At 72.0% G+C, this 18,734-nt stretch carries 12 protein-coding genes; 4 read left to right on the top strand and 8 right to left on the bottom strand.

Annotated features, from left to right (window positions below; all coding sequences use genetic code 11):
* Positions 1-76: 76 nt before the first annotated feature.
* Both OG500_RS09500 and OG500_RS09495 read right to left on the bottom strand, forming a co-directional pair.
* Complete coding sequence (locus OG500_RS09500) at positions 77-469, bottom strand: SCO5389 family protein (RefSeq protein ID WP_329578593.1); 393 nt, start codon at positions 467-469, stop codon at positions 77-79.
* Between the two features lie 288 nt (positions 470-757).
* Positions 758-1,252 (bottom strand): hypothetical protein, encoded by a 495-nt coding sequence (locus tag OG500_RS09495; RefSeq protein ID WP_329578592.1) that lies wholly within the window; start codon positions 1,250-1,252, stop codon positions 758-760.
* Positions 1,253-1,730: 478 nt separating this feature from the next.
* Between OG500_RS09495 and OG500_RS09490 the strand changes: the two genes are divergently transcribed.
* Together OG500_RS09490 and OG500_RS09485 are read left to right on the top strand one after the other, a co-directional pair.
* Positions 1,731-8,507: an RHS repeat-associated core domain-containing protein gene (locus tag OG500_RS09490; protein WP_329578589.1), complete on the top strand. Its 6,777-nt coding sequence runs from the start codon at positions 1,731-1,733 to the stop codon at positions 8,505-8,507.
* Between the two features lie 103 nt (positions 8,508-8,610).
* The gene (locus OG500_RS09485; protein ID WP_327066079.1) at positions 8,611-9,084 is read left to right on the top strand and encodes a hypothetical protein; all 474 of its coding nucleotides are present in this window, start codon (positions 8,611-8,613) and stop codon (positions 9,082-9,084) included.
* A gap of 93 nt (positions 9,085-9,177) precedes the next feature.
* Here OG500_RS09485 and OG500_RS09480 read toward each other — a convergent pair whose 3' ends face one another.
* Complete coding sequence (locus OG500_RS09480) at positions 9,178-11,220, bottom strand: transglycosylase domain-containing protein (RefSeq protein ID WP_327066078.1); 2,043 nt, start codon at positions 11,218-11,220, stop codon at positions 9,178-9,180.
* A 227-nt stretch (positions 11,221-11,447) separates the two neighbouring features.
* Positions 11,448-11,636 carry a hypothetical protein gene (locus OG500_RS09475; protein WP_327066077.1) on the bottom strand — a complete coding sequence of 63 codons (189 nt, stop codon included), beginning with the start codon at positions 11,634-11,636 and terminating at the stop codon, positions 11,448-11,450.
* 192 nt (positions 11,637-11,828) lie between these two features.
* Here OG500_RS09475 and OG500_RS09470 point away from each other — a divergent pair, with 192 nt between their 5' ends.
* Positions 11,829-12,179: a hypothetical protein gene (locus OG500_RS09470; protein WP_327066076.1), complete on the top strand. Its 351-nt coding sequence runs from the start codon at positions 11,829-11,831 to the stop codon at positions 12,177-12,179.
* A gap of 24 nt (positions 12,180-12,203) precedes the next feature.
* Here OG500_RS09470 and OG500_RS09465 read toward each other — a convergent pair whose 3' ends face one another.
* Positions 12,204-14,294 (bottom strand): S9 family peptidase, encoded by a 2,091-nt coding sequence (locus tag OG500_RS09465; protein ID WP_329578585.1) that lies wholly within the window; start codon positions 14,292-14,294, stop codon positions 12,204-12,206.
* 74 nt (positions 14,295-14,368) lie between these two features.
* A complete protein-coding gene (locus tag OG500_RS09460; RefSeq protein WP_329578582.1) occupies positions 14,369-14,815 on the bottom strand; it encodes a MarR family winged helix-turn-helix transcriptional regulator in 447 nt (148 codons plus the stop codon).
* Between the two features lie 229 nt (positions 14,816-15,044).
* Between OG500_RS09460 and OG500_RS09455 the strand changes: the two genes are divergently transcribed.
* Positions 15,045-15,401, top strand: a complete 357-nt coding sequence (locus tag OG500_RS09455; RefSeq protein ID WP_327066073.1) for a hypothetical protein — start codon at positions 15,045-15,047, stop codon at positions 15,399-15,401.
* A gap of 102 nt (positions 15,402-15,503) precedes the next feature.
* Here the strand turns inward: OG500_RS09455 and OG500_RS09450 are convergent, their stop codons facing one another.
* Positions 15,504-17,195, bottom strand: a complete 1,692-nt coding sequence (locus OG500_RS09450) for a sigma-70 family RNA polymerase sigma factor (protein WP_329578579.1) — start codon at positions 17,193-17,195, stop codon at positions 15,504-15,506.
* A 115-nt stretch (positions 17,196-17,310) separates the two neighbouring features.
* Positions 17,311-18,675, bottom strand: coding sequence for a sensor histidine kinase (locus OG500_RS09445; RefSeq protein ID WP_442789322.1), 1,365 nt, complete (start codon positions 18,673-18,675; stop codon positions 17,311-17,313).
* Positions 18,676-18,734: the final 59 nt, after the last annotated feature.

The raw sequence follows: 18,734 nt of genomic DNA, 5'->3' as shown, positions 1-18,734 counted from the left end.
CAGGCGCAACAGCGGGCCCGGCCCGAGCGAGTCACTCGCTCGGGCCGGGCCCGTTTCCGCTACCGCTTCCCCCGCCTCAGCAACTGCGCAGCTCGGGTGTCTGGTTGAGCAGCTGGGCGCGCATCGAGACGAACGCCCGGTACTCCGCGCCCTGCTCCGCACCGACCGGGAAGACCGCCACCCGGTGGCAGTTCATGAACGCCAGCCGCACGCCGAAGTGCCGCTCCAGGCTGCCCCGGATCGAGTCGCTGGCCATCGCGCGCAGCAACTGCCCGCGCTCGGCGTCCGACGGTGGCTCCACCTGGTTGTCCGCGAACGCGACACCGCCGGCGGCCAGTTCGATGCTGAGCTGCTCGACCATCCCGTAGGCGTAGGGGAGCGACTCGCGGACGGTGGCGACGAAGTCGGCTTCGGCGACCTCCCCGGCCTCGGCCTGGGCGAGCAGTTCGGGGGAGACGGTGAGAGACATGCTGGAGGGCTCCGTTCACGTGAGCGAAATGAAATCCATTTCCACTAAGGATCGTGGCCTACCGCTGACGCCCTGTCAACCGACAGTGCCCCTCGATCCTGGCTGCGTGGTGCCCCTGGGGCGGCCTCGTGCCTCGGAGTACCACGAAGCCGCCGTGGGCACTGACCCCTGGTCAGTGCCCACGGCGGCTTCGGCGGGATGCATCCAGTTCTGACGCAGCATTATTTCCATGGATCCCATGCTGACGCCTATTCACCAGCGCCCGGGTATCGCGAGAAATGCGCGCCATTACTGACAGGCGTGCACCGTGCCCTGCTGGTTGTTGTAGGTGCCGGTCGCCCAGGTCGCCTGTCCAGCGGTGTTGTAGATGACGAAGTTCCCGTCGTCCTGGATCACCGCGGTGCCGCCCGGTGCAGGATTGTCGCTTCCGAGGTCGCAGAAGACGCCGGTTCCCCAGTCCTCGGTCCTGAGCATCTCGATGTCGCCGTTGTGCGAGAAGTCGAGGATGGTCGGATTGTTGGTGGTGCCGTAGGTGCCGGTGGCCCACATGGCGTGACCATCGCTGTTTCGGTACAGCACCAGGTTTCCGTCGCACTGGAACTTCAGGGTGGTCTGGGCCGCATACCAGGCCGCGCCGCAGCCAAAGTTCGGCGTGCTGGTGGACAGGCGCTCGCTCGGGCCGCCAGGGAGGGCGAACGCCGAGGTGGCGCCTGTGAGCAGGGTGGCGAACGCCACGCCGGTCGCCACTGCGAGAGTTCCGACCCGCTTGGTGATTTTCTTCATGGAGGGTCCTTTGGGTCGCTCTGTTATTTCGTTCCGAAAATGATCAAGATGGCGCGGGGCGCGGCTGGCGCCGCGGTGCTACCGAGGTGATGGATTTTCATCACATAGAAATCAGGGTTGTCAAATCTCGGATTTTGGAAGATGGCTGATGATTTATCAGGAGAATGAATGAGCGGGATTGTCCGCTTTGCCCCGGGCTGCCATGGCAATCGCCGGTTGGCTCTCTTTTCTTCAACTGATTCGGTAACGAATCAACAAGTGCACTACCGTGCGCCATCGGCGACGAACTACCATCTCGTCCGAAGACAGCCGAGGCGTCGACCCGAGGGCCCACCTCGCCAAGGGGTGAGGCTCCCTCCGCCTGCCCGCTGCTGCCCTCGGCAGGACAGTCCCCGTATTTTTCACAGCATCCGTGCGACGCCGGAGCGCGCGCGGGGAGCGCCGGTGCGCACCTGAAGAAGTCAGGATCCCTTTCCCAGTGCGTCTCTCTCGTTTTCTCGACCGGGCCGGCGGCTGGCCGGCGCCCGGCCTACCAGTGGCGGGCCTGCTGTCCGTCGCTCTGGTGGCCGGCGTCGTCTCGCCGGCCACCGCGGACACCAAGCCGGCGCAGCCGGCCAAGCCCGGCTCGTCGTCCTCCTCCTTGCCCACCGGCGGCGGCAAGCCGCTCGGCCCCTCCGACGACGTGCTGCTCAACGGCTGGGGTGACGCGAGCGGGTACCACCTGGCGGTGGCCAAGGGCGGTAACGGATACAGCTGGCGCGAGGTGGCGCTGCTGAAGCCCGCAGGCATCGACGACGATTCCTGGACGGGCTACCAGTGCACCTCGGGTGACGGGGACTTCGCGGCGGTCACGGTGCTGCCGACCTCCGCGGCGAACTCCACCGAGGCGCGGGACCACGGGGCGTTCGCGTACTCGGTGGACCTGCGCAGCGGCACGGTCAGGCCGGTGGCCGCCGGTGTGGCGCTGAAGTACTACTCGCCGGGCTGTGGCACCGGTGACCTCGCGGCCTTCACCTCCAACCCGGGAGTCGAGGAGCAGACCACCCAGGTCCTCACCGTCGACCTGGCCGCCGGGAAGGTGCAGCACATCACGACGGTCGGCGCCCAGGTCACCTCGGTGGTGCCGACGAGTGACGGTCCGGTCGGCGTGGTCGGCGCGAACCTGGTGAAGATCCCGGAGAGCGGCGCCAGGACGGGGCAGCCGCAGAAGCTGGCCCAGGTGTCGGGCTCGGCCTTCGACCTGCGGCCGCTCGCCGACGGATCCGTCGGGTTCGTGACGGTCCACCAGGACGACCAGAACGCGACGGTGCTGAAGGAGCACGGCGGCACGGTGACCCAGGTCGGCTCGGGACCGCGCACCTCGGTGCAACTGCTGCCGGGCCGGGCGGGCAAGGCCGTGGTGGTGGGCACCGACAAGCTCGACGCCAAGGCGGGTCTGGTCGCGGCGAGCGCGAAGAGCCTGCCGCTGGGCGCGTCCGCCGCGTCACTGGACGGCGGTGCCGTGCTCGGCGCCGGTCCGCAGACGGATGCCGCCACGCCGCTGGTGGTGGCGACCGCGAGCAACACCCAGGTGCAGCCGGCAAAGCCCACCAACACCCCCGCGCCCTCGACGGTGCTGCCGGACACCACGGTCGGCGGCGGCTCAGCCGCCCCGCCGGCGGCACCGCAGGGCGGTGGTACGACGCAGGGCAAGGCGCTCTCCGAGGGCCTGCTGGCCGCGGCTCCGGCCACCGTCCCCGCCGCCGTTCCGGCCGACACCGGGCCGAACACGACGACGCCCAAGTGTTCCGTCCCCCGGCTGGCGGAGAACCGTCAGGTGATGCAGCCCTCGGCCGCGCAGGTGGAGTGGGCGGTGCAGATGGCCGAGCAGGGCCTGCTGACCGGCTCGCAGTACACCCGTCCGGCGAACTACGCCAACCTGGGCCTGGCCGCCTACGCGCCCAACGGCGACTTCCCGCGGATCCCGCTGCAGCACCCGGCCGGCGACAGCTGGGACTCGGTGCCGCGCTCGGTCTACCAGGCGATCGTGGCGCAGGAGAGCAACTTCAGCCAGGCCTCCTGGCACTCGGTGCCCGGCATCCCCGGCGACCCGCTGATCGGTGACTACTACGGCGCCGGCGGCACCGTGACGCAGCTGGACTACTCCAAGGCCGACTGCGGCTACGGTCTGGGCCAGGTCACCGCGGGCATGTCCACCGGTGACGGCATCTTCTCGGCGCACGGTCAGATGAAGATCGCGGTCGACTACCAGGAGAACATCGCCGCGGGCCTGCAGAACCTGGAGAACACCTGGAACAAGCTCTACTCCATGGGCATCCTGGTCAATGGCGGCGACCCGCGCTACCTGGAGAACTGGTACCTGGCCGCCTGGGCGTACAACTCGGGCATACAGCCCGATGCCGCGCACGGCAACACCACCAACTGCACGCCGAGCGCGACCTGCACGGGGCCCGACGGCACCTGGGGGCTGGGCTGGGGCAACAACCCGATGAACCCGGACTACCCGCCCAACCGCGCCCCGTACCTGTCGACGACGTACGACGACGCCCGGCACCCGGGCAGTTGGCCGTACGAGGAGCGGATCATGGGCTGGATGGGCAGCCCGATCCTGCGCTACACCGGCACCGCCTACTCCCCGGCCTTCGCCAAGCCGACCTACCACGGCGGCAAGTCCTGGCCGCAGATCCCGCCGATCAGCCAGTTCTGCACCGCCGACAGCAAGTGCGACCCGACCTACGTCAACCAGTCCAACCCGAACATCAGCTACTGCACGCTGGCGGACCGCGAGTGCTGGTGGCACACCCCCACCACCTGGATCCCCGACTGCTCCACCACCTGCGCCACCAGTGACTACACCTGGGCAGCCGGCTCGACCGAGCCCGCCCAGTCCGACCCGCACCCGCCGACCTGCAACGTGGACCCGTCGAAGGTCCCCACCACGTCCAATGGCGCGCCGATCATCGTCGCGGAGTCGCAGAGCTATCCACCCCTGAACCTGGTCGGCTGCGCCAACCCGAACTGGACGCAGGGCGGCACCTTCAGCTACAGCTACGGGACGAACGCGGCCGGTGCACCGCTCGGCGCGATCGACACCCACCAACTCGGCGTCGGCTTCGGCGGTCACATCCTGTTCAACCACACGGTCGACGGCTCCGACCCCAGCCAGGTCGACACCGGTACCTGGACGCCGAACCTGCCCAAGCTCCAGTACTACAAGATCAAGCTGCACCTGCCGGCCACCGGCGCCTCGGCCACCAACGTCGTCTACACGATCAACCCCGGTGGGGGCGTGGCCCCGTGGAAGATCCGGGTGAACCAGGACTGGGGCTCCGAACAGTGGGTCACCATCGGCACCTTCGCGATGCAGAGCGGCGGCAACGTCCAGCTCACCAACAAGAGTGACACCTACGGCTCCGGCAACATCGACTACTCCAGCTATGACGTCGCCTACGACGCGATCGCGTTCATCCCGCAGGGCGGCACGCCGGGCCAGCCGATCGGCGGCCCGCCGACCGTCCAGGACGCGCCGAAGGGCAGCAACCCGGCCTTCATCCAGTGCGGTTGCGCCCGTCGCACCGCCGGTGACCCGGTCGACACCAGCACCGGCTACTTCGGTGACGACTTCACCGACCTGAGCACGCCGGGCCGCGGCATTCCGCTGAACTTCACCCGCAGCTATGCCTCCGCGCTCGCCGACCCGAACGGCCCCAACGGCTCGCTGGCCGTCAACGGCCCGTTCGGCTGGGGCTGGACGGACTCCTACAACCTCAGCACCACGACCGATCCGAGCACCGGCAACGTCACCGTCCACCAGGAGGACGGCTCCCAGGTCACGTTCGTGAACACGAACGGCAGCTACGCGCCGTCCGCGCCGCGCTACGACGCCACGCTGACCGGCAGCGGTTCCTCCTACATCTTCACCCGCCAGTCGAAGGAGATCTACACCTTCGACACTGCCACCGGCCACCTGACCGCCGAGACCGACGTCGCGGGCAGCAAGGCCGCCCCGCCGTACGCCACCAAGCTGTCCTACGACAGCAACGGCAACCTGTCCACCATCACCGACCCGGCCGGCCGCGCCTACACTCTCACCTGGTCCGGCGGCCACATCACCGCGCTGACCGACACCGCCGGCCGCCAGGTCAGCTATGGCTACGACGGCAACGGCAATCTGACCGACGTCTACGGTGTGGGCACCATCCGCACCCCGACGCTCCAGGACAACGACCACGCGCAGTACGGCTACACGGCCGCGCACCTGATGAACTCCATCCGCAGGCCGGCCCAGTTCGGCAGCACCGCCACCCCCTCCCCGGTCGTCTCGACGACCTACGACGCGAACGAGCGCGTCCTGACCCAGACCGACCAGGTCGGCGCCACCACCCGGTTCACCTACGGCCCCGACAGCACCACCCAGCTGGTCGCCGGCCAGACCCTGGTCACCGACCCGGCCGGCCACAAGACCCTGGACACTTACCAGAACGGCCTGCTGGTCACCGAGACCAAGGGCTACGGCAGCTCCGCCGCGGGCACCTGGAGCTACTCCTACGACCCGGTCAGCCTCGGCGTCATCGGCATCACCGACCCCAATGGCGGCCTGCAGACCTTCACCTACGACGACCACGGCAACCAGACCTCGGCCAGTGACCCCCGAGGGTTCACCACGGTCAAGGCCTACGACGCCAACGACAACCTGATGTCCACCACCGACCCCGCCGGTCTCCAGACCACCTACACCTACGACCCCACCACCCTCCAGCTCACCGGGACCACGCAGACGCCCACCGACGGCGTCACCCCCGCCCGCACCAGCACGGTCTCCCATGACGATCCGGCCCACCCCGGCGACGCCACCCGGACCACCGACGCCCGCGGCAACACCACCACGACCGGCTATGACGCGATGGGCGACGTCATCAGCGTCACCGACCCGCTCGGCAACACGACGAAGAACGGCTACGACACCGCCCGCGGCCTGCTGAGCTCCACGGTCAGCCCCGTCGGCACCGCAGCGGGCACCGCCCCGGGCTGCACCCCGCCCGCCAGGGGCTGCACGACCTACCAGTACGACGCCCATGGCAACCGCACCAGTACCACCGACCCGCTCGGGCACACCACCCTGGCGACGTACGACGCCGACAACAACCGCACCACCAGCACGGACGGCAACAACCGGACCACCGGCTACGCCTACGACGCGGACGACCGGGAGACCTCGGTCACCAAGCCGGACCACACCGTCTCGCACACCGACTACAACCCCGACGGCACGGTGGCCGACACCGTCGACGCCACCGGCGCCAAGCTGTCCTACGGCTATGACGGGCAGGGCCACCGGAACAGCCAGACCAATGCCGACCAGCAGAAGACCGCCTACACGCTGAACACCCTCGGCCAGGTACTGACCGTCACCAACCCGGCCGGCCAGACCACCACCTACGGTTACAACCCGGCAGGACAGGTCACCTCGATCAGCTACTCCGACGGCAGGACACCCGCAGTCACCTTCGGCTACGACGCGGGAGGCCGGCGTACCGGCATGACGGACGGCACCGGCTCGACGACGTGGTCCTACGACGCCTTCGGCGAGGTCCTCAAGGAGGTCAACGGCGCTGGAGCGAGTGTCGGTTACGGCTACGACAGCAACGGCAACCAGACCTCGGTCAGCTACCCGGGGCAGACGACCCCGGTCGCGCAGGCCTTCGACAAGGCCAACCACCTCACCGGCGTGACCGACTGGAACAACGCCGCCACCGGCTTCGGCTACGACGCCGACGGCAACGTGACTTCGGTGACCTATCCCAACGGTGACACCATCAGCAGCACCTACGACGACACCGACAGCATCACCGGCGCGGCGGCGGCGCACGGCACGACTCAGCTGGCCTCGCTCGGCTACACGCGGGACAACTCCGGTCAGCTCTCGGGCACCTCGCCGACCGGTCTGCCGGACGCCGCGCAGAGCTACCAGTACAGCCCGCGTGAGGAGTTGAACTCGGCGACCACCGGGTCGACCACGACCGCGTACGGCTACGACGCGGCCGGACGTCCCACCTCCAACGCCGGCACGGCCCAGGCCTTCGACCCGGCCGGCCAGTTGTGCTGGACCCTGCCGGGCGCCGCCACCGGCAGCGCCGCCTGCGGCACGCCGCCGGTCGGCGCGACCACCTACACCTACAACAGCCAGGGAGACCGCACCGCCGCCACCCCGATCACCGGGACGGCAACGAGCTACACCTACAACCAGGCCGACGAGCTCACCGGTTACAGCGGCCCGGGTGGCACCGCCACGTACGGATACAACGGTCAGGGCCTGCGCATCAGCAAGACCGTCGGCGGTGTCAGCACTGCTTTCACCTGGGACGCGGCGGCCGCCGCCGACCTGCTCAGTGACGGCACCACCAATTACCTCTATGGGCCTGGCGGTCTGGCCATCGAGCAGATCAACTCCACCGGCAGCCTCTGGTACTTCCATGACGCCCTCGGATCCACCAGAGCGCTGCTGGACGGCACGGGCGTGGCGGCCGCCGGCTACGCCTACGACGCCTTCGGCAACCAGACCAGCCACACAGGCGTCGCCGGGACGCCGCTCCGCTTCGGTGGTGACTACAACGACAGCGAGTCGGGTCTGGTCTACCTGCGAGCCCGTTACTACGACCCGTCCACCGCGCAGTTCATCACGGTGGACCCGGCGATCGCCGCGACCCACAGTGCCTACGGCTACACCGACGACAGTCCGGTCAACATCACCGACCGGACCGGCCTGTGCTTCCCATGGTGCACCGCGCTGATCGGCGCGGTGATCGGTGGTGCGGCCGGTGCCATTGGCGGCATCGTCAGCGGTGCGGCCAGCGGTCACATCAACTGGGGAGATGTCGCGATCGACGCCGGTGCCGGCGCGGTCATCGGTGCCGCGGTCGGCGCCTGCGGTCCGTGCGGTGCGACCGTCGCGGCCTCGGCGGTGACCGGCGCGGTCTCCGGGGCAGCCGACGGCTTCGTCACAAGTGTCGGCACCCAATGGCACGACAACGGAGGCCTCGGAAAGGTCGACTGGGGGCTGGCCGGTGGCGAAGCCGCCTTCAACGGGATCATCGGTGGTGTGACCGGCGGTCTCGGCGGTCGGATCAGCACCACCTCTCCCTGGGGCCCCGCCGTGACCTCCGTCATCTCCAACATCCCCGGCCTCGGGGTCGGCGGCATGTTCGCCGGCATCGACCCGCCAGGGCTGATCAACCAGGGATGCCACCAGCAGTAGTGTCCGCGCCCTGACCGGTCGGGGTGCGGCCCGTTCCGCCGAACGGGCCGCACCCCGGCGCTCGGCCCTGCGTCTCCCCGACCCCGTGATAGGGAAGGACCTCATGTACTACTCTCTGCGCCGCCCGCCGATCAGCGCCGGCGCCATCGCTCTGACGCCCTCCGGCCGGTGGCAGTGGGCCGCGGTGATCCCCTTGGCCGTCGCCGGGCTGGTGGCCGTGTTCGTCCGGGCGTCGGCGGGCCGGGGCATCTGCCTCGCTTTCGGGGTGGCGGTCGCGCTGCTCGTCCTGGTGCGGACCAGGGTGCTGCTGGCGCTGGACGGCGATCGCCTGGTAGTGCGGCTCTTCGTCGTCTGGAAGACCGTCGCGCTCGACCGGCTGGCCGAGGCACGTGCCCTGCCGCGGACCCGCGGTGGCCCGGTGCTGAGGATCACCGACCGCGACGGCCACGGCTGCCACCTGATGCTCTCCGGCCTGCGCCCGGCCGGACTGGCCCAGCTGCGCGCCGTGCTGCGCCGGCAGCTGGCCGCGGGCGGGGTGCGCACCACCGGCCCGGTGACCGAGCTGCTCGCGGACTGAGCCGGCCGAACGGAGGCGGCTGAACGGAAACGGCCCGGGCCCGGCGGAATGACCGCCGGGCCCGGGCCGTGGCATCGCCTGCGGCGGTACCGCCTACGGCAGCGGCACCGAGGCGAGCGAGGACGGCGGGGTGTTCTGCAGTGCGCCGCTCATCGCGTCCCGCCAGATCGGCCCGGACAGCGTGCCGCCGAAGGCCTGGTCGACGTACTTGCCGCCGATCCGCTGTCCGTCCAGCGAGGTCGGGTTGTCGGTGTCGGTGACCACCGTGGCGCCCGCCAGCTCCGGCGTGTAGCCGACGAACCAGACCTGCTCGCTGTCGTTGGTGGTGCCGGTCTTGCCGGCGCTGTCCCGGTCGGTGAGGCCGGCCGGGCTGCCGGTGCCGTCCTGCACCACGCCCTTGAGCATCGTGGTGATCTCGTCCGCGGTGGTGGCCGACATCGCCTGGCTGCACTGGCTCTGCGGCACGTTCAGCGGCTTGCCGTCGGGGCCGGTGACGCTGGCTATCGCGGTCGGCGTGCAGTACGTGCCGTGCGCGGCGAAGGTCGCGTAGACGTTCGCCATCTCCAGCGGGGTCAGGTCGTTGCTGCCCAGCGCCATCGCCGGCACCACCTGCAGCGGCTCGTTGCCGGCCTGCTGGGTGATCCCGAGCTTGTTGGTCATCTGCGCCACGTTGCACAGCCCGGCGTCCGCCTCCAGCGAGGCGAAGTAGGTGTTCACCGACTGCGCCATGGCCGGCGCCATGGTGAAGGGGCCGACCAGCGAGGTGGCGTCGTTGTGCACCTGGGCGGGGCGGAAGCCCTGGCCCTGGCAGTCCTTCATCTTCGGCCAGGCCATGCTGTACGGCGAGGGGTAGGACTGCGAGGGGTTGATCCCGTTCTCCAGCGCCGCCGCCGCCACGATCGGCTTGAAGGTCGAGCCGGTCGGGAACCCGATGCCGCCGCCCATCGACTTGGTGACGTTGTAGTTGATCTGCGTCTGGTTGGCGTTCACCCCGTACGGGCGGCTCTGGCCCATCGCGATGATCTTCCCGGTGCCCGGCTGCACGATGGTCATCGCGGTCGCCGCCTTGTCGGTGGCGTACACGTGGCCGGTGACCGACTTCTGCAGGGCGGTCTGGGCCGTGGGATCCAGGGTGGTGTGGATCTGCAGGCCGCCGCGCTTCCAGAGCGCCGCCCGGTCGGCCGAGCTGGCACCGAACGCCGGGTCGTTGAGCACCTGGTTCTTCACGTAGTCGCAGAAGAAGCCCTCGCCCTGCTGGGCGGTGATGCAGCCCTGGTTCGGCTTGTTGACGTTCAGCGTGACCGGGGTGGCGATCGCCTGGTCGGCCTGGGCCTGGGTGATCGTGCCGTACTGCGCCATCTTCTTCAGGACGGTGTCCCGGCGCTCCTTGGCGGCCTTCGGGTTGACGATCGGGTCGTACCCGGAGGGGGACTGCACCAGGCCGGCCAGCAGTGCGGCCTGCGGCAGGCTGAGGTCCTTGGCGTCGACGCCGAAGTAGCGCTGGGAGGCGGCCTGGATCCCGTAGGCCTGCTCACCGAAGAAGGTGATGTTGAGGTAGTTGGTCAGGATCTGGTCCTTGGTCAGGGTCTGCTCGACCTTGATCGCGTACTTCATCTCCTTGACCTTGCGGCCCACGTCCTGCGCCTGCGCCGCCTGGACGGCCGCCGAGTCGTTGCCGGCCTCCTCGACGAAGACGTTCTTCACGTACTGCTGGGTGAGCGTGGAGGCGCCCTGGGTGCCGCCGCCCGAGGCGTTGCTGCTCAGTGCGCGCAGCACACCCTTCACGTCGATCGCGCCGTGCTGGTAGAAGCGGTTGTCCTCGATGTCCACCAGCGCCGACTTCATCAGCGGGGATATCTGGTCGCTGGGGACCACGGTGCGGTCGCGGTCGAAGACGGTGGCGATCACCCCGCCGTTGGCGTCGTAGATCGTCGACGCCTGGCTGAGCGGGGGTGTGGTGAAGTCGTCGGGCAGGCTGTTGAAGTCCCCCACGGCGCTTTTGGCGCCCAGCCCGAGCCCACCGACGGCGGGCAGCGCGAGCCCCGCGGTGAGTGCGCCGGCCACCACACTGACACCGAGGAAGGTGGCGGTGAGCTTGGTCTTGTGGACGAACGAGCCCGAGTGCGACGAAGACATGCACTGAAGCCTAAGCACTAAAAATGAGTAAATCGGACCAATCGGCGAGCGGGATCTGTCACAAGCCTGCGACAATCGTGCACCCACGGGTGCTGGGCGGTCCGGGCCGTTCGTGTTCGCAGCGCTGTCGGGCGGGCCATCGGGCCTGGCCCGCGCACGCCGACGCCGCCGCTCCCGGGCCAGGCCCGGAAGCGGCGGCGTCGCGAGGTGACGGCGCCCGTTCGGCGTCAGGGGAGCACGCGCTCGACGGCGGCCGCGCCGTCCCGTGCGATGGCCTGGCGCGCCTTCTCGATCAGCGCCGGGGTCGGGTCCTGGCCGGAGGCCATCACCAGGTCCACCGGGTCGATCGGGCGCTCGGCTCCGGTGTGCAGCAGGCGGTCAGGGGTGGGCGACTCGCTGTCGATGGGCTCGGACATGAATGCCTCCGTTGTTCGGGGCGTGGTCGGCCGGATGGCCCTGCTCTCACGAGTGTGGAACCGAAGTGGCCCTCCGCGCACCTCCGAGAGGGGATGAATCGGTACGAACTTCGTGAAGGGTCTTCGCGGGTGTTCGCCCCCTTGGCCCCCTCGAAGGCGCCCCGGCCACGGCGGCGTGCTTAGTCTGCGGTCATGACCAGCCACGATGTGACGTCCCGAGTCGGGGCGCGTTCCCGGGAGCAGGTTGAGAGCGCGCTCGCGCGCCTGGAGTACATCGGCGACACCCCCTTCGAACCCTCGCACGCCCGCGAGGGGGCCCTGGACGGCTACCGCTGGGCGCTCGGCCGAGGCCGGCTCGCCCCGGTCACCGCGAGTGTCGCCAGCGGACCCGAGGGCCCCTGCCCGGCGCAGCTCGGCGCCGAGCAGCAGGCCGCCCAGGTGCGCCACCTGGACCTGCGACTGGACGCCGAGGTGCGCGAGTACGCGCGCGGGGTGCACGACGCGATCGCCTGGGTCTCCGGGCGCAGCGACGTCCAGCCGTAGGGCAAGACCAAAGCGCGCGGAGCCTCAGCCCAGGCCCAGGTGCCGCTGGAGGAACTCCAGCTGGTGCCCGAGCAGCTGCGGGTAGAGCGGCGAGGCGAGCCCGGAGTGGCTCACCCCGCTGAGCGGCAGCACCTCGTGCGGCCGTCCGGCCGCCAGCAGCGCGGTGGACAGCCGCAGGGTGTTGGCGACGAACACGTTGTCGTCGGCCAGCCCGTGGATCAGCAGCAGCGGACGGCTCAGATTCGGCGCCTCCGCGAGCGGTGAGCACGCCTCGTAGCGCTCGGGGTGCTCGGCGGGGTCGCCCAGGAACCGCTCGCGCCAGTGCGTGTCGTACAGGCTCTGGTCGCCGACCGGGGCACCGGCCACCGCGGCGTGGAAGACGTCGGGGCGGCGCAGCACGGCCAGGGCGGCCAGGCCGCCGCTGAACGACCAGCCCCGGATGCCGACCCGCCCCAGGTCCAGCAGCCCGGGGTGCTGCCGGTCCACCTCGTGCAGCGCGTCCACCTGGTCGTCCAGGACCCGACCGAAGGTGTCGCCGTGGATCTCCCGCTCCCAGGCCGGGCCGTGCCCGCCCACCCCGGCGCCGTCGGTGACCAGCACCGCGAAGCCCTGCTCGGCGAACCACTGCGAGGCCAGGGTGTGCCCGGCCTGCTGGGCGAGCACCTTCTGCCCCGCCGGTCCCGCGTACGGATCGAGCAGCACGGGCAGCGCCGGGTCGCCGGGCCGGTGCCAGGAGGGCAGGTAGAGCATGGTGCGCAGCTCGCGCGGCCCGACGGCGGCCGGTATGACGCGCAGCGTCAGCACCGGGGTCTCGACGAACGCGGCGATCGGCACGGCGGGCCGACCCGGGCGCCGCACGGTGGTGCGCGGGCCGGCCTGGTCGAGGGTGCGGGCGGTGTGCACCAGGGTGCCGCCGCTGAGCCGCCCGGTGTGCACGCCCGGCTCGGTGGTCAGCCGCTCGGTGCCGCGCTCCGGGTGGTAGGACCACAGGTGGATCTCGGTCGGTTCGCTGCCGCCGGTGAAGAGCACCGTCTCGCCGTCGGTGCCGAGCACTGCGCGCAGCTGGAGGCCGGGCTCGGTGACCGGGGTGCCGGCCACCGTCAGGCGCCGGGTGTCCCCCTCGTCGAGGTGCCCGAGCAGCGCGCCGCCGGCGGTGCGCGCGGGCAGGCCGGCCACCAGCTGGACCCAGTGGTCGTCGCGCTGCTCGTGCAGCACGGTGGTGGAACCGTCGGCGGGGTCGATGGCCAGCACCCGCACGGTGCGCTGGTCACGGCTCTGCACGGCGGCGAAGGGGCCGTGCCGGTCCCAGCCGGCGGCCGGCAGGTACTCGAAGGCGGTCCGGTCCCAGGGGACCTCGCGCCGGGTGCCGTCCAGCTCGGTGAGCCAGAGGGTGACCTCGGCGTTGCGGCTGCCGGCCGCCGGGTAGCGCATGGCGCGCGGCGGGCGGTCCGGGTTGGCCGGGTCGGCGATGTACCAGACCTGCACCTCGGACTCGTCGACCCGGGCGACCAGCAGCCGCTCGCCGTCGGGGGCCCACCAGTAGCCGCGGTCGCGGTGCATCGACTCGGCGGCGACGTGCTCGGGGGCGCCGAAGGTCACCTGCGGGCCGTCGGGGGCGGCCAGCGCCCGGTCCCCGGTGCCGTCGGCGGCGATCACGCGCAGGGTGGCGCCGCTCAGGTAGGCGATCCGGCGCCCGGTGGGGTCGGGACGGGGGTCGACCACCGCGCCCTCGGCGGGCAGCCGGCGGGCGGCGCCGGTGCCGGTGTCCACCGTCCACAGGCTGCCGGAGAGGGCGAAGACGGCGAGCTCGGCCGCCGCGTCGGTGGTGTAGGAGGCGATGCCGCGGGTCAGCCGGCGGCTGCGCTCGCGGCGGGTCCGCTCCTCGTCCGACAGCTGCTCGGCGGCTCCGCCCAGCAGCTCGGCGGGGTCGACCAGCAGGCGCTCGTGCCCGCTGTCGAGGTCCAACGCCCACAGGCAGTTGACCGGGTCGTCCCCGGCCCGGCTGCGCAGGAAGAGCACGGTGGCGCCGTCGGGGGTCACGGTGGCCTGATCGACGGCGCCGAGGGTGAAACCACGGGTCCGGGACAGCTGGTGGGGCAGCGAGATCATCGGCATGCCGGACACTCTCGCACCCGCCGCGCGCCCTGCGGCCGCCGGGGCCCGGTGGTGGCGCGGGACTCGACGGGCCGTCAGTTCATCAGCCCGAGCGTGGTGGTGAGGGTGGCGAGAGCCGCGTCCAGGGCCTGGCGGGCGGCCGGGTCCAGGCCGGCGGTCAGCTCCTCGTCCAGCTCCCGGGCGATGGCGGTGCAGCGGGTCAGCAGCTCCTGGCCGGTGTCGGTGAGGACGAGCTGCTGACGGCGCCGGTCGCTCTGGTCGCGCAGGCGGCGCACGGCGCCCAGTGCCTCGAGCCGGTCGGCCACCGTGACCACCAGGCTGGGGGCCACGGCCAGGCGCCGGGCCACCGCCAGCTGGGTCGTGGGGCCCTCGGAGTGGAGCAGGCCGAGCAGGGCGACGTCCTTGGGCTTGAGGCCGAGCGAGCCGATCCGCTCGGTGAAGCGGGCGTGGGCGAGCGCGCCGAGAAGGCCGAGCCGGTAGGTGGTGGTGGCGGTCAGTGGCGCCCGGGCAGCGGCATTCATGGCAGGAACGGTATCAGGGAGGAAATCGTTCGCCAGCGGAACGGTTGTGCCGGGTGAGGTGGGCCCCGTTCGCCCCGTGGGTCGCACAGGGCGGCCAATCTGGCCATCCGGGGTGCGCGGGCGGCCCAGCGGGGCCAGTCTGAGCACATGGGCGGAGTCGAGCGGCCACACAGGGTGACCGAGGTCGATCCGCCCAGAACACTGGAGATCTCACCCTGGAGCTGAACCGATGACCTCGGACCTGACACCGCACCAGCTCACCGCCGCCCGGCCGCCGATCGCGATCGACTACCACCCGATCGACGGCCCCGCCCAGCAGTTGCTGGTCAGTGGTGAGCAGCTGCACGCCGACGCCTGCCTCTACTGCGGCACCGATCAGCAGCAGCTGCACACTGCCGGGCACGCCTACACCCACAGCGGCGGCCTCGCCTGGGTGGTGGTCGCCTGCGCCGCCCACCTCGCGCTCGGCCGCGCCGAAGTGCAGGCGGCCCAGGCCGCCCAGGCGAACGCGGCGGGCGCCGTGCCCGCCGCGGTCCCGGATCTCGGGGCGCCGCCCGGGGCGGGCGGGGTGACGCGGGCGAGCTGAGGGTCGGTCGGGGTCCTGCTCCGGGGTCGGAGCAGGACCTTTCCTGTGTCCGCCGCCACCGAGCGGCTGGGCCGGACCGGTGGCGGGCCGGGCCGGGTCGGGTCAGGCGGGGGAGCCGAAGTCCTGGGTCCACCAGGGGCCGCCGCTGCCGTAGTGGACGCCGATGCCGATCTCCTTGAAGGAGCAGTTGAGGATGTTCGCGCGGTGGCCCGGGCTGTTCATCCAACTCTCCATCACCGAAGAGGCGTTGCCCTGTCCCTTGGCGATGTTCTCGCCCCAGCTGCTCCACTGGTAGCCGGCCGCGTCGATCCGCTGCTGCGGGCCGGCGCCGTCCGGGTTGGTGTGGTCGAAGAACTGACGAGCCGCCATGTCGTTGGACTGGCCCTGGGCGGCTGCCTGGAGCTTGCTGTTCGCGCTGAGCGGGCCGCAACCGTTCTGCGCGCGCTGGGTGTTGACCAGGCTGAGCACCTGCTGGACGTCGCTGCCGGCGGCGGCGCCCGCGCGCGGGGCGGTGGTGGTGGGCGTGGCCGCCGGGGCGGTGGTCGGCGGCGCCGCCTGGAGGGTCGAGGGCGCGGCGGACGGCGCCTGTGACGGGGACGGGGACGGGGAGGACGACGGCGCGGCGGTGGGGCTCGGGGAGGCCACTCCGGAGACCGCGTCCAGCACCACCCCCGCGCCCGGGATCAGCAGGCCGGCCGGCTCGGCCGAGGTCCTGGGCGGTGCGCCCGCCGCGCCGGCGGTCCGCGGGGACGGCTGCAGCCCGTCCCAGACCAGCCCGGCCGCCACCAGCGCGGCCAGCGCCCCGAGGGCCAGCACCGTCACGCGGCGGCGACCACGCGGGCGGGTGGACCGGCGCCGGCCTGCGCCGGGGCGCTGCCGCGAGCCGTGGCCTGCGGTGGGGCGGTGGGCCGCGCCGGAACGGGCCGCCGCCCGGCCGCCGTGAGCGGTGCCGTGTCCGGTGCCGTGTCCGGTGCCGGTGCCGGTGGCGCTCGCGCCGGTGCCGGTGGCGCTCGCGGTGGGCCGGGCGTGCAGCCGGCGGGGCAGCGGCAGCAGGGCGAGCCCGGCCAGCAGCCCCTCGGCCGGGACGAGGTCGTCCGCCCGGCCCTGGCAGGTGGCGCAGTCCCGCGCGTGGCGGGCGATCCGCTTGCGCCACAGCGCCCCCGGCTGCCCGTCCCAGTCGGCGGTGAGCGCGGCCAGCTCGGGGCAGGCGGGGGTGGCGGCCAGCGCCCGGACCACCACCCGGGCGGTGTCCAGCCGCTCCTTGGCCCGCTGCACCCGCACCGCCGTGTGCTGCGGCGTCAGCTCCAGCGCCGCCGCCAGCTCGGCCCGGTTCAGCTCGCCCGCGGCCTCCTGCCACCACAGCGCCAGCAGCTCGCGCTCGGCGGGCTCCAGCCAGCGGGTGGCCTCGGCGACCTCGCGGCGCTGGCCGGACAGGCCCAGCCGGACGATCGTCAGGGCCACGAAGTCGCTGGCCGGGTCGGCGATCTCGCGCGCCTCGTCGAGACCGCCGCCGGCCTGGGCGGCCTGCTGCGCGCGGTGCCGGTCGCGCACCTGGTTCATCGCGATCGCCACCAGCCAGGACCGGAAGGCGCCCGGCTCGCGCAGCTCGGGCAGCCCGTCCACCGCGTGCAGCATGGTCTCCTGGACCACGTCGTCGGTGTCCGGATGCCCGTTGAGCGCGCGGCCCACGATGTTGTAGACCAGCGGCAGGTGCCCGGAGATCAGCTCCTGGCGGGCACGCTCGTCGCCGGTCCGTGCCCGGTCCACCACGTCCTCGTCCACTGCCCTGTCCACCGTGCCCACCCTCTCCGTCCAACGGCCTGTCCACCTTGGGAGACGCGTCCGGTGCCGGCCGATAACGAAAACCTTCTCGCGAATCCGGCCTGACGGCAGAGAATCCTAGGGACGCTCAGCGCGCGAGAACCGCCCGGGGGCGTGGGGCGGCCAGCGGCAGGCGCGCCACCAGGCGGGCGCCCTGGTCGGCGGGCTCGGCGGTCAGCGTGCCGCCGTGGTGGGCGGCCAGGTCGCGGGCGATCGCCAGGCCCAGGCCGCTGCCGCCGTGATCGCGGCTGCGGGCGTCGTCCAGCCGGGTGAAGCGCTCGAAGACGCGCTCGCGGTCCGCCGCCGGGATGCCGGGGCCGTCGTCGCGCACCTCCAGGACGGCGCAGCGCCCGTCCTCGGTGGGCCGCAGCAGCACCGTGACCTCCCGCACCGCGAAGCGCTGCGCGTTGTCCAGCAGGTTGGTCACCACCCGGGTCAGCCACAGGCCGCTGCCGGTCACCGCGACCCCCGGGGCCAGCTGCGCGCGGATCGGCAGCGGGTCGCCGCGCCGTTGGCCGATCGCCTCCTCGACCAGCTCGGTCAGGTCCAGCTCGGCCCGCGGTGCGGGCTCGGCGGCGTCGATCCGGGCCAGCAGCAGCAGGTCGGCGGCCAGCTGCTGGAGCCGGTCGGTGTCCTCCAGCGCGCCGCTGATCAGCTCGGGCCGCAGTGCCGGGTCGGGCACCGCGAGGGCCACCTCCAGCTGGGTGCGCAGCACCGCGATCGGGCTGCGCAGCTCGTGCGAGGCGTCCGCGATGAACTGGCGCTGGCGCTGCCCGGAGGACTCCAGGCGGTCCAGGGTGCTGTTCATGGTGACGGCCAGCCGGGCGATCTCGTCGTGGGTGCGCGGCACCGAGACCCGGCGGTGCAGGTCCCGGTCGCTGATCTCGGCGACCTCGGCCCGGATCGCCTCCACCGGGCGCAGCGCCCGCCCGGTCACCCACCAGGTGACCCAGGCCACGGTGAGCAGCAGCAGCGGCCCGCCCACGGCGAGTGCGGCGGCGGTGGTCGAGTCGGCGGCGTCGGCGTCCCGCAGCGAGGTGCCGGCGTAGACGGTGACCAGACCCTGGCCGGTCCGCGTGGTGACCTCCACCACCCGCTGGCGGTTGTCCCGGCCGAGCGGTCCGGTGTCCCAGGTGGTGCGCACGACGCCGGGGACGGTGGGCCGCTGGGCGGCCACCGGCGGGCGGCCGAGCAGGTTCTGGCTGGCGGTGAGCACCCGTCCGTCGGCGGCCACCACCTGCAGGAAGTCCGCGCCGTGGGTGGGCGTCAGCAGCGGGTCGAGCCGGCCGGCGTCGGCGAGCTGGGCGACGGTGGTGGCCTGTGCCTCGGCGTCGCTCTCGGCGTTGTGCAGCAGGTTGGCGTCCAGCAGGCCGAGCAGCGCGAGCGAGGCGAGGGCCAGGGCGGCGGCCACCACCGCGCTGGCCCCGAGGGTGGCGCGGGCCCGCACCGTCATCGGGCGCAGCCGGTCGAGGGCCCGCCGTCGGACCGTGGGGCGGGCCCCGTCGGCCGTCA

This window comes from Kitasatospora sp. NBC_01250 (genome assembly GCF_036226465.1).
Classification (GTDB): domain Bacteria; phylum Actinomycetota; class Actinomycetes; order Streptomycetales; family Streptomycetaceae; genus Kitasatospora.
This window is presented reverse-complemented; position numbering and strand designations above follow the sequence as displayed.